The sequence below is a fragment of the Novosphingobium sp. G106 genome (genome assembly GCF_019075875.1).
In the GTDB taxonomy this organism is placed as follows: Bacteria; Pseudomonadota; Alphaproteobacteria; order Sphingomonadales; family Sphingomonadaceae; genus Novosphingobium.
Genome location: NZ_JAHOOZ010000001.1, coordinates 6,077,754 through 6,089,188, shown reverse-complemented (window position 1 = coordinate 6,089,188; position 11,435 = coordinate 6,077,754). Strand labels below are relative to the sequence as shown.

The window sequence follows — 11,435 nt, the reverse complement described above, 5'->3', positions numbered from 1 at the left end:
CGGACCGGAGATTTGCATGCGCTCGACAGTTGCCGCCGTAACCCTCGCCTGCCTCGTCTCCGCCACTCCCGCACTTGCCCAGACACGCCTCACTCCCGTCGACGAGGCTGCCGCCTTCCGCGCCGCGGGGTTCAAGAAGGTCGGCCGGCAGTAGAAGTCCTGTGAGGAAGGGGGCTCATCCGGCAGCTATACGCCGGGCACGGTCGAGCAGGTGCGCGACATCGACGGCGACGGCCTGCCCGATGCGGTGATCACGGAAGGCAGCGCCGCTTGCTACGGCATGACCGGGCAGAGCTTCTGGCTGGTCAGCAAGCAGGCCGGCGGCACCTGGAAGCTGGTGTTCAACGAAGTGGCGGTCCCCACTTTCCTGCCGCGCCGCACGCCGACAGGCTGGCCGGATGTAGAACTTGGCGGCCCCGGCTTCTGCTTCCCGGTCTGGCGCTGGAACGGCCGCGCCTATGCGCTGAACCGCTTCCAGTACGAGGGGAAGCCGTGCCGGCCCAATCGCTAGGGTCTGCGGCTGGTCCCTACTGCTTCACACCAGCTACTATACCCCCCTCCGTTGAAATCCGTGGCGTGAATGTACCAGCCGTAGGCCATTTCCAGGGCTTGCGGCCCGAAGAACGCGCCGGAAAACCCGGACGCATTCACCCCGGTGCCGGTGAAACTTCCTGAGAAGCCCACCCCACTGATCGTTCCGGTTCCGCCGTAGGTTCCAAACGACGTGACCGTGCTTCCGCCGGCGATCGGCGTTCCTGCCATCGTCAAAACCGTTGTCACCGCGTTGCTAGCGAAATCGGCTGAAAACGTAGCGCTGCTGGGATCGAGGGCGTAGATCACGCTCGCACGGGAGCCACTGCCGCCGACTATCGCGGAATAGGTTGCCGTCCCAGTGCGCGGCATGTCACCGGTGAGCGTCGGCGCGCCGAGAACGGCAATACGATTGACGGTCTGACTACCGTCGAAATGGCCCCACCAGCCGATCAGCGTATAGCTCATGGCAACGCCGTTGATCGTCGGTGTGGTTAGGACCAAGCTGTCACGAACCGCGCCATTCCGCTTGTCCCATTCCTGGACGTTGGATTCCTCCGGCAGGCGATCGGCCGGAATGAACGTGACCGTGGACTTGTCGGGCGCGGTCAGTTCGTAGGAATCGGTCGATGCCTTGTAGGCAAATGTCACGCCTGTGCCGAGAGTTTGCGACCCGCCGAATGCGGCGGCAACACCCATGGTGGCCCCCGTAGAAACGAAGCGTACGCCCGCGCTCTGCAAGGTGCGGTCTCCGGTCATTTCGACGACCTTCGTGTAGGCCGCTGGTGTCGGAGTCGGGCTGGGGCTTGGGGTGGGCGAAGAACTCGGCGTTGGCGACGGGCTGGGTGTCGGCGTTCCGCTCGGCGTCGGAGTGGGCGTACTCGCCACGCCGCCTCCACTGCTCCCAGCACCGCAGCCGGCCAAGGCAAGGCCCATGGCCAGCGCAGAAGCCTGCACCGCCCGCCATCCGTGCACGTTCATCCCAAGCCCCTGTCAGAATGCGGACGCGATTCGGAAATGCGCCTGCGATCAGTTCGGGTCCGACAGTTCTGTTGTGGTTTTATTACACTTCGACGAGCCTTGGGTGCGCCTTACTGCTTGCGCCCGACCACGGTTCCCGCGCCATTGAAATTGGCGCCGTTGAGGTACCAGGCATAAGCCATCTCCCCCCGCCTTCGGCCCGAAGAAAGCGCCCGAGAACAAGCCGGTCGCGCCATTGCCGTTCAGCGTTCCCGTGAATCCCGGACTGGTGCTGCTGATCGTGCCCGTTCCGTTGAAGGTGCCAAATGGCGTGATCGATCCACCTGGAAGCACTGGAGTCCCGGCCAGCGTCATCGCGGTCGACACCGAGTTGTGTGCAAAGTCGGCCGAGAAGGCCGCCGTGCTTCCGTCGCCAAGCAAATAGCTTCCGCCTTGGGCAAAGCCGTCGAGTGCCGCCACATAGGTCGCGCTTCCCGTGCGCGGCATGTCGCTGGCAAGCGTCGGCACACCGCCCACCGCAAGCCGGACATCAGCCACCGCTAGGTCAGGACTATGCTGCCAGTTCGCGATGACCGTATAGCTGAGCGCCACACCTCCTACCGTGGGGGCGGTAAGGAAAAAATTGTCCAGGCAGGCCAGGGTTCGCTGGGCCCAATGCTGGACATTCGGCATCGACGGCGATGTAGGCTGACGATCCAATGGCAAAAACGTGACCGATGTGCCGTCGGAAGCGGTGAGCTTATAGGAATCGGACGATGCGGTATAGGCTAGACTAAATCCGCTGCCGAGCGGCTGCGACGTACTGTTGGTCACGCCTGTCGCAACCGTCTGCGAATACTGCACCCCCGCCGTCTGGAGAGTTCTGTCGCCCGACATGTCGGAGAGCTTGGTGTAGCTGGCAGGGGTCGGCGTTGGCGTGCTCACCACGCTACCGCTTTCGCCACTCCCGCACCCCGTCAGCATGAGACCGATCATCAGAGCAGGCGCCCGTTCCGCCCACGAACGCCTGATACCCATGGCACCCCCGTCAAAACGCCGATGTCAGACCGAATTCACCGCTTATCCGGTTGTAATCGTATATCTCTATGGTCGATTTGTTACGTTCCCAGCGCAGCCTTGCAAAGGGCGCGAAACTACGGATGCGGAGCGAACGGAAGGTACCGGCGAGGCTGGCGGTAAAGCGGTCTTCGATGCGTCGCTTCGGATAGAGGAACAGGCGATCGTCGGCTTCGAGGTGGCTGTAGCCGGCCGAGACCACGGCCGTCGTCCGCCCCAGCTCGCGGAAGGCGTAGAGGCTGACGCCGCCGCTGGTCGTCGAATAGCCGGGGTCGCGCGCCGCCTCGCGGTTGGCATAAAGCTGCAGACCGCCGCCGGCGCGCGCGGTGAAGGCGCGGTCGAGCTGGGCCGAGAGCGAGAAGTTGTCTGCATCCTGGAGGTCGTTGCGGCGGTTGTCGACGTAGGTGTAGCCGCCCTCGACGCGGATCTCCGCACGCTTGCCGTAGGGATGCTGCCAGCTGGCACTGCCGCCCAGCGCCAGCGTGTAGGGATCGGTGCCGTACCAGCGCCAGGCTGGCCCGGCCGACAGCGCGATGGTGTCGCGGCCGACGGTGAATTCGGGACCGGCCTGGAGGGACAGGGCATAGTCGTCGAATTCGTGCGCGCGGTAGAAGCTGCCGCTGCCGCCGACGCGGGCCAGCAGGTCCATGGCATTGCTCGCGGGCAGGCGGACATAGGCCTGGCCGCGCAGGTCGAGCCCCACGCCCGAGCGCGCCTTGGCATTGTCGTCGAGCGTGAAGTCGCCGATCACCGTGCCCAGCGTGTCCGAACGCGTCGCGCGGTTGACGTTGCTGTCGGGCGCGAGCGCAACCTCGATCGAGCCGCCGAAGGGCTTCCGGGCACCCATCGCATTGGCGTAGAAGCGGACCATGCGCTCGACATCGGGCGGCAGCGTGGTCGTCGCCTCGACCGCGCGGAACTCGCGCTCGGCCGCGCCGGCATTGCCCATCAGCACCTGCATCCGCGCCAGCTCGAGCCGGACACGCGCGGCTTTGGGCTTCTCGTCGAGGATCTGGCGGAAGATCACCGCCGCGTCGCGGTATTTGCCCATGCGGTCGGCCAGCATCAGGCCAAGCCGGAAACGCGCTTCGCTGCGCAGCTCGATGTCGGGATTTTCCGCGAGCGCGCGATAGGCGGTCTCGGCCACGGCGAAATCGCCGGCGTCGCGCGCGCGGTCCGCCAGCTCGAACAGCTGGGCCGGCGACAGCGTGACCGACTGCGATGGAGCCGGTCGGGAGGCAGGCGGTGCGTCCGCCGCCTGCGCGCCGGGCGCGAGCAGCAGGGCGGCGACCGCCGTCGAATAGCGAAGAATGACCTGCCCCTTCCCCGAACCTCTGTTTCCGCTGCGGCTCATAGCAATCGCCGCGGACTTGGAAAGCCGCCAAAGCATCCACCACCGACATTACCAGCAGCGGCAACCGGACCCGATCATCATAGCCTGCAGGAACTCTCCCGCCCTGTCCGCGTTACAGGATCGACGATCCCTTTCCGGCGCTCCTCCCCCACCCCCCGCCGCGCTGGAAAGGGGTCGCAATTCGACCACCGCCGAGAGGAAGGATCATGTCCCTAGGCACCCTCGCCCGCTATCGCCGCCGCTTCTTTGGCCGCGACGAAAGGTTCGCCACGGGCTCGCTGCTGTTCGATCTGCACCGCAACCTGCGGCGCAAGATGGGCACGGAATCGACCGAGCCGCACAAGACCCGGCTGTTCCCCGAACTCTGAACCGCACTTCCATTGAACACAGCCTCTTCGCCCCCGCGGAGAGGCCTTTGCGCGTCCTGCGCACCTTGCCGCAGGGTCTCCGAGGGCGATTGGTTAAACCCTTAAGGCTATGAGCTGGCACTGTGCCGCTTCGGTACGCCGGGAAATCCCCGGCTGCGGAGCGGCGCCCGAGACGATACGCGGGTTCCCGCGCGTAGCGACCAGCGAGGCCGATGAACCCGACCGATGCCATGACTCTGAACGATCTGCCCCCGCGCGATTTCTCCGCGCGGATCCGGCGGTCGCGCGTGCGCAGCCTGCGCGCGGTCAAGGCGCCTCGGCACTATGGGCGGCGCGCGGTCGTCCTGGCGGCAGCCGTCGCGCTGCCGGCCTTTGCGGCTCCAGCCGATTGGAGTTTCGAGATCGACCCCGCCGGCCGCGCCGAGCAGGCGGTAACCCCGATGCCTTTCGAGCGGCCGGGCGACAGCTTTCCCGGCGCGGCGTTCTATTACCTGTCGAACGATCCGGCGCCCGCACGGCTGGACCAGGGCGTCCATTCGGATGCCGAGGCCGCTCCGACCCTGCTCGATCCGGTCGGTCCCGCCGCGCGGGCGCTGCGCGTCGACAACAGCGGGGTCGACCGCAGCCGCGCACTGCAATGCCTGACCGCGGCGATCTATTACGAAGCGGCGAGCGAGCCCGACGCCGGCCAGCGCGCCGTGGCGCAGGTCGTGCTCAACCGCGTCGCGCATCCGGCCTATCCCAAGACGGTCTGCGGCGTGGTCTATCAGGGGTCGGAGAAGAACACCGGCTGCCAGTTCAGCTTCACCTGCGACGGATCGCTGGCACGCGTGCCTGTCCGCATGTTCTGGCAGCGCGCCGAGGATGTCGCGCGCGATGCCCTGTCGGGCTACGTCTATGCGCCGGTCGGCCTCGCCACGCATTACCACACGGTCGCGGTCCATCCCTACTGGGCGCCGACGCTGACCTACCTCGGGACGATCGGCGCGCACCGCTTCTACCGCTTCGGCGGCGCAGCCGGGGCGCCCGGGACCTTCCGTTTCGCCTATGCCGGCGGCGAGCCGCTGGCCCAGCCGCACCAGCGCGGCGCGGTGTTGGACGCCGTCGAAGCGGCCGCGCCCGATCCGGTCGCCATCCAGCGCGCCTACGATGCCGGGCTCAAGCTGGCCCAGACCAATGCCCCCGCAGGCCTGGTCGCGGCCAAGGCAGCGGCGCCTGTCTATGCGGCGCCGGTCTATTCGGCCGAACTCCAGCGCCGCGGCGGCGATGCGCTCTATCGCGGCGACGGCCTACCCGCTTCCACCGGCGTGCTTCCCGAGTACGAACAGAGCGGCCGCTGGATCGCCGAGCCGGGCAACTGACAGCCCATCCAACAATTGGCGCCAACCGATTGGCGCTAACTGACAATATGGTGAACAGTGCGGCAACCATAGGCCAGAACCAAGGCTTAGGTGTGGGCCTCTAGGTAAGGCGGCAAGAATTTGCCGGAGTGCTTGCCGCAATGATGATCCGTTACGCTGCCGCCGACCCTGGAGACAGCCATCTGCGCAACGTGCTCGGCGGCGCTTTTCCCCGCGAGGCGGTGAACGACAACGCCGGCGGCCTCGGCGACGACCGGATGCTGCGCGCGGCGCTGCGCCATTTCGCCGCGCATGGCCTCGGCGCCGCCAATGCCGCTCGCGACATGGCCGAGACCGCTTTCTTCGCCGGCGACAACAGCCAGTACCGCTGGTGGCTGGGCATTTGCCGGATGCTCGACCGGCGCATGGCCGATGCCGTCGCCGCCCGCCAGGACGCGGCGAACCACGGCTGAATAGCGCCTCGACGGCGGTCAGCTAGCGCAAGAACCGGAAAGCCGAAACCGCTGAACCGCCCGCTCTATTCCGCCTGAACCAGCGCGGGCGCAGCCGTCTCGTCCCGCTGGCGATAGAGCCGGATCAGGCCGCTATTGTCCAGATCCCAAGGTTTGAAACCGGGCAGAAGGATGCGGCCCCAATGCGGCAACAGCCGCCGGATCATTCCGGGGTTGCCCCACAGGTACCAGTAGAGCCGCGTCCGTGCCCGCCAGCCGGTCAACCCGTCCTGGGCCATCAGTCCCAGCGCGTCACGCACGCGATTGCGGAAATACTTGCGGGTGATGAGCAGAGCGACCAGCGCCATCGTCTTCCAGCGCTTCCACGCACTCCAGTCGCGCGTGACGTGGAGCCAGACGTCGAAAACCAAGCCCTTGTGCTCGATTTCCTCCGCGGCATGCCAGCGCCACAGCTCGGCCGGCTCATGCTCGGCGCCAGCAAGATAGGAGGGATCGGCCAGCAACTCGTGACTGATCGAGGCGGCGAAGTGTTCGAGAGCGATCGACACTGCAAGATTGACTTCGCGCGGCCGGCCCTCGGCGAGCGAGAGCATGTCGGCGATCCCGCGCTCAATGGATTCGACATCGTATCCATGGTCGGCAACGATGCGGTTGAAGGCGACGTGTTCGCGGGTGTGGTTGATTTCCTGACGGATGAAATCGCGAACTTCGGTTGCGAGGCCCGGCGGCATTTCGTCACGGAAATTCTTCATCGTGTCGATGAAGAACGCCTCGCCGCGGGGCAGGCTGGCGGATACGGAATTGAACCAGGCCGTCGCGACCGGATCGCCCTTCATCCACCAGCGCGAGGGCCGGTCGGTTCGGCAAAATCGGTCATCGCGAACGATCAGCCCGTGTTCTTCGGGCGATGATCGGGCCTCGCCGCCAATTAGCGGCGGAACCGCCCGACCTTTTAGCTGCTCTTGCGCCTGAGTGCCCATATTGAGGAAATATTAACCATACGAATCCAGGGCAAGCTGTTTCTGCGGACAACCAGGCTTAATTCTGGCGATCAGCAAGGCGTAACGCTAACCTGTTTTTCCACCGGCCATTAACCATTCGATCACCCCCACTGGCTATGGATCGTGGTGCAAGTCTGGAGCGCGCGATTAAAGGCTACTTCAATAAGAAGCGGGTGCGGCTCGGCACCGATGCTATAGACGACAGGGTCCGCCGGATTCTGGTCGAGAGCCTGTATCAAAATCCTTCGAGCCTTGCGATGGGCGCGATGGTTGGCGTGACGACCAGCGCCGTTGCCGCTCACGACTCCAAAAATCCCACCATTACCGTGATTGCGGCCATCGTTGCTGCCGTCGCCATATCGCGCGTGATTGTCGCCTATTCGTTGCCCTATCGAAAGCAGGGCAACACCAAGCTGCTCGAACGGGTATTCGAGACCGGCGCCTTCAGTTATGCAACGGCGCTCGGCACGCTCGCCGCCGCCTGCATCGCCCTGGATGCGCCGACCATAATCCAGCTGATGACCTTTACCGCCGCCATTGGCTACGGCGCGGGCATCAGCGCGCGCAATGCAGGCAGGCTGCCGATCGCCATCGGCCAGCTCATGCTTTCCATCACGCCCGCCTGCATCGTGCTGATAAGCAAGCCAGGCATCGCCCCCAGGTTCCTGGCGGCGTCGCTGGCACTCTTTGCGCTGGCGATGATTTCCATCGCGGTCAATGTTTTCAGGGTGTTGCGCAATTCGATCGCTGCCGCGGAGACCAGCTCCCGCCTCGCCGAAAAGATGCAGGTGCTTGCCCGCTCGGACGTGGTCACCGGCCTGCTCAACCGCGCCGGCCTGAACCACCATCTCGCCGAACAACTTCCAAAGATCGATCCGGACAAGAAATTCGCGCTGTTCTGGATGGACCTCGACCGCTTCAAGGAGGTCAACGACTCCCTGGGCCACCAGACCGGCGACAAGCTCCTCGCCGAAATCGCCAGCCGCCTGAAGGCCTGCGCCCCCAGCGAAGCCACCGTCGCCCGCTTCGGCGGCGACGAATTCATCGTCGCCTGCGAGATGACCGGCCGCCGCGAGGTCGAGCAACTCGCCAGCCGCATGATGGACGAGATCAGCCGGCCGATCCGCATCGACGACGATCGGCTCGAAATCGCCAGCTCGATGGGCATCGCCCTGCTCCCCGACGACGGCGAGGACTTCGACACGCTGATGCAGGGCGCGGACCTCGCGCTCTATCGCTCGAAGGTCAACGGCCGCAAGCAGGTCACCTTCTTCGACCCGTCGATGACGCGCAACCTCGTCCGCCGCCGCGAGATCGAGACCGAGCTGCGTCTCGCGCTCCAGCGCGACGAGCTGTCGATCTTCTTCCAGCCGCTGGTCGATCTCGAGACCGGCCGCATCCGCGCCTTCGAGGCGCTGGTGCGCTGGTTCCATCCCGAGAAGGGCGAACTGCGCCCCGACGAATTCATCCCCGTTGCCGAGGAAACCGGCGCGATCATCACGCTGGGCAACTGGATCACTGCCCAGGCGGCCAAGGCCGCGGCGCAGTGGCCCGAGGACATCACGATCGCGGTCAACCTCTCGCCGCTGCAGATCAAGGCGCCGGGCGCCGCGCTGGGCATCCTCTCGGCGCTGCGCGACGCCAAGCTATCCCCCGCGCGGCTCGAGCTCGAGATCACCGAGACCGTCCTGCTCGACCACAGCCAGAACACCGAGAACTTCATAAACGAGCTGGCCGACGCCGGCGTGCGCTTCGCGCTCGACGATTTCGGCACGGGCTACTCCTCGCTGGGCTATCTGAACAAGTATCCGTTCTCGAAGATCAAGGTCGACCGCAGCTTCGTCTCGGGCATCAACCAGGGTAAGAAGAGCGACGCGATTATCCGCGCGGTCTCGGGCATGGGCGCGACGCTGGGCATGGAGATCGTCGCCGAGGGTCTGGAGACGATCGAGCAGGTCCGCGCCGTTTCCGAAGCCGGCTGTACGCTCGGCCAGGGCTATTACTTCAGCCGCCCGGTGCCCGACTACCTCGCCGCCATGCTGCTCGCCAAGGAACGCGAGAGCGCCAGCGGCAAGACTCGGCGGCGCGGCTAAGTCACAAATCTGCCATGGCCGCGGCCATGAAATGACCCAGCGTGGATCGCTTCGGGGCCTCTTTTGAAGGCTCTCTTGCTATTGCGAACTGTTATCGCAAAAACCCTGATAAATCCGTGTTTCCCGGTTCTTTTCGCGGTTGCAATGCGCGTTTCACGCGCCTAGGGCACCTCACGAAAACCCGGCGCCTGCCCCGCGGGACACGAGCAGGCTGCCTTCCGCCGACGCGCACGATGCGCCCACTGAAGGACTGTCTACCCATGGCTCGCAAGAAGATCGCCCTCATCGGCGCTGGCAACATCGGCGGCACGCTGGCCCACCTGGCCGCGCAGAAGGAACTGGGCGATGTCGTCCTGTTCGACATCGTCGAGGGCGTTCCCCAGGGCAAGGCGCTCGACCTGCTGCAGTGCGGCCCGGTCGAAGGCTACGACGTCGACGTCAAGGGCACCAACGACTACAAGGACATCGCGGGCGCGGACGTCATCATCGTCACCGCCGGCGTGCCCCGCAAGCCGGGCATGAGCCGCGACGACCTGCTGGGCATCAACCTCAAGGTCATGAAGGCCGTCGGCGAAGGCATCAAGGCCAACGCCCCCGACGCTTTCGTCATCTGCATCACCAATCCGCTCGATGCGATGGTCTGGGCGCTGCGCGAATTCTCGGGCCTGCCGCACAACAAGGTCGTCGGCATGGCCGGCGTGCTCGACTCGGCGCGCTTCTCGACCTTCCTCGCCCAGGAATTCGGCGTCTCGGTGCGTGACGTTTCCAGCTTCGTGCTCGGCGGCCACGGCGACACGATGGTCCCCGTCGCAGCCTATTCGACCGTCAAGGGCATCCCGGTTCCCGACCTGATCAAGATGGGCCGCACGACCCAGGACAAGATCGACGCGATCATCAAGCGCACCGCCAACGGCGGCGGCGAGATCGTCGGCCTGATGGGCACCTCGGCGTTCTACGCGCCTGCCGCCTCGGCGATCAGCATGGCCGAGAGCTATCTGGGCGACCAGAAGCGCGTCCTGCCCTGCGCCGCGCGCGTCCAGGGCAAGTACGGCATCGACGACCTCTATGTCGGCGTCCCCGTGATCATCGGCGCCGGCGGCGTCGAGGAAGTGATCGAGATCGAGCTGGATGCCACGGCCAAGGCCGGCCTCCAGGTGTCGATCGACGCGGTCAAGGAACTGCTGGTTGCCTGCAAGGGCATCGACCCGAGCCTCGGTTGATTTAAGCCTCGGTTGATTTTCAGGGGCCGATAGAATTCGGCCCAAGGACCCAAACTTCCTCCCCAGGAGCACTGAATGTCCATTCTCGTCGACAAGAACACCAAGGTCATCACCCAGGGCATGACCGGCTCGACCGGCAGCTTCCACACCGAAGCGGCGCTGGCATACGGCACGCAGATGGTCGCGGGCGTGACCCCCGGCAAGGGCGGCCAGAGCCACCTGAACCTGCCGCAGTTCGACACCGTCGCCGAAGCGAAGGCCGCAACGGGCGCCACGGCGAGCTGCATCTACGTTCCGCCGGCGGGTGCCGCCGACGCGATCCTCGAGGCGATCGACGCGCAGATCGAGCTGATCGTCGCGATCACCGAGGGCATTCCGGTGCTCGACATGGTCCGCGTCAAGCGCGCGCTGTCGGGCTCGAAGTCGCGCCTGATCGGCCCGAACTGCCCCGGCGTCCTGACCCCCGGCGAATGCAAGATCGGCATCATGCCCGGCTCGATCTTCTCGAAGGGCTCGGTCGGCGTCGTCTCGCGTTCGGGCACGCTGACCTATGAAGCCGTGTTCCAGACGACCAACGAAGGCCTCGGCCAGACCACCGCGGTCGGCATCGGCGGCGACCCGGTCAACGGCACCAACTTCATCGACGTGCTCGAGCTGTTCCTCGCGGACGACGCGACCAAGTCGATCATCATGATCGGCGAGATCGGCGGTTCGGCCGAGGAAGAAGCCGCGCAGTTCCTGCGCGACGAGGCCAAGAAGGGCCGCCGCAAGCCGATGGTCGGCTTCATCGCCGGCCGCACGGCGCCTCCGGGCCGCCGCATGGGCCACGCCGGCGCGATCGTCTCGGGCGGCCAGGGCGGCGCCGAGGACAAAATCGCGGCGATGGAAGCCGCGGGCATCCGCGTGAGCCCCTCGCCTTCGGAGCTCGGCACGACGCTTTCGGGCCTGCTCAAGGAACTCGCATAACACCTCCCGTTTCTGGAGGTACATCCGTGGGAGCGCGGCACTCGCGCTCCCC

Annotated in this window: 12 protein-coding genes; 8 read left to right on the top strand and 4 right to left on the bottom strand. The window is 65.8% G+C overall.

The features are described from left to right. The first annotated feature begins 16 nt into the window (after nt 1-16). Together KRR38_RS36565 and KRR38_RS36560 are read left to right on the top strand one after the other, a co-directional pair. Nucleotides 17-154, top strand: a complete 138-nt coding sequence (locus KRR38_RS36565) for a hypothetical protein (protein ID WP_254515037.1) — start codon at nt 17-19, stop codon at nt 152-154. Nucleotides 155-211: 57 nt separating this feature from the next. Continuing rightward, nucleotides 212-511 (top strand): hypothetical protein, encoded by a 300-nt coding sequence (locus KRR38_RS36560; RefSeq protein ID WP_309141173.1) that lies wholly within the window; start codon nt 212-214, stop codon nt 509-511. Here the strand turns inward: KRR38_RS36560 and KRR38_RS29725 are convergent. The 3 genes from KRR38_RS29725 to KRR38_RS29715 all read right to left on the bottom strand — a co-directional run bounded on the left by KRR38_RS29725 (nt 508) and on the right by KRR38_RS29715 (nt 3,922). After that, a complete protein-coding gene (locus KRR38_RS29725; RefSeq protein ID WP_217406992.1) occupies nt 508-1,290 on the bottom strand; it encodes a transferrin-binding protein-like solute binding protein in 783 nt (260 codons plus the stop codon). The genes KRR38_RS36560 and KRR38_RS29725 overlap by 4 nt on opposite strands. A gap of 270 nt (nt 1,291-1,560) precedes the next feature. Further along, nucleotides 1,561-2,487 carry a transferrin-binding protein-like solute binding protein gene (locus KRR38_RS29720; RefSeq protein ID WP_217406991.1) on the bottom strand — a complete coding sequence of 309 codons (927 nt, stop codon included), beginning with the start codon at nt 2,485-2,487 and terminating at the stop codon, nt 1,561-1,563. 52 nt (nt 2,488-2,539) lie between these two features. Then, nucleotides 2,540-3,922, bottom strand: a complete 1,383-nt coding sequence (locus KRR38_RS29715; protein ID WP_217406990.1) for a surface lipoprotein assembly modifier — start codon at nt 3,920-3,922, stop codon at nt 2,540-2,542. A gap of 206 nt (nt 3,923-4,128) precedes the next feature. Between KRR38_RS29715 and KRR38_RS29710 the strand changes: the two genes are divergently transcribed. The 3 genes from KRR38_RS29710 to KRR38_RS29700 all read left to right on the top strand — a co-directional run bounded on the left by KRR38_RS29710 (nt 4,129) and on the right by KRR38_RS29700 (nt 6,103). Further along, a complete protein-coding gene (locus KRR38_RS29710) occupies nt 4,129-4,290 on the top strand; it encodes a hypothetical protein (protein WP_217406989.1) in 162 nt (53 codons plus the stop codon). 212 nt (nt 4,291-4,502) lie between these two features. Next, nucleotides 4,503-5,651, top strand: coding sequence for a cell wall hydrolase (locus KRR38_RS29705; protein ID WP_254515036.1), 1,149 nt, complete (start codon nt 4,503-4,505; stop codon nt 5,649-5,651). Between the two features lie 140 nt (nt 5,652-5,791). Next, a complete protein-coding gene (locus tag KRR38_RS29700; RefSeq protein WP_217406988.1) occupies nt 5,792-6,103 on the top strand; it encodes a hypothetical protein in 312 nt (103 codons plus the stop codon). Between the two features lie 65 nt (nt 6,104-6,168). Here the strand turns inward: KRR38_RS29700 and KRR38_RS29695 are convergent, their stop codons facing one another. Next, complete coding sequence (locus KRR38_RS29695) at nt 6,169-7,083, bottom strand: metal-dependent hydrolase (protein ID WP_217406987.1); 915 nt, start codon at nt 7,081-7,083, stop codon at nt 6,169-6,171. Nucleotides 7,084-7,361: 278 nt separating this feature from the next. Between KRR38_RS29695 and KRR38_RS29690 the strand changes: the two genes are divergently transcribed. From KRR38_RS29690 to sucD, 3 genes are all read left to right on the top strand, one after another. After that, nucleotides 7,362-9,197 (top strand): bifunctional diguanylate cyclase/phosphodiesterase, encoded by a 1,836-nt coding sequence (locus KRR38_RS29690; RefSeq protein ID WP_254515034.1) that lies wholly within the window; start codon nt 7,362-7,364, stop codon nt 9,195-9,197. Nucleotides 9,198-9,457: 260 nt separating this feature from the next. Then, the gene (mdh, locus tag KRR38_RS29685; RefSeq protein WP_217406985.1) at nt 9,458-10,417 is read left to right on the top strand and encodes a malate dehydrogenase; all 960 of its coding nucleotides are present in this window, start codon (nt 9,458-9,460) and stop codon (nt 10,415-10,417) included. Between the two features lie 75 nt (nt 10,418-10,492). After that, nucleotides 10,493-11,383 carry a succinate--CoA ligase subunit alpha gene (gene sucD / locus KRR38_RS29680; protein ID WP_217406984.1) on the top strand — a complete coding sequence of 297 codons (891 nt, stop codon included), beginning with the start codon at nt 10,493-10,495 and terminating at the stop codon, nt 11,381-11,383. Nucleotides 11,384-11,435 lie beyond the last annotated feature (52 nt).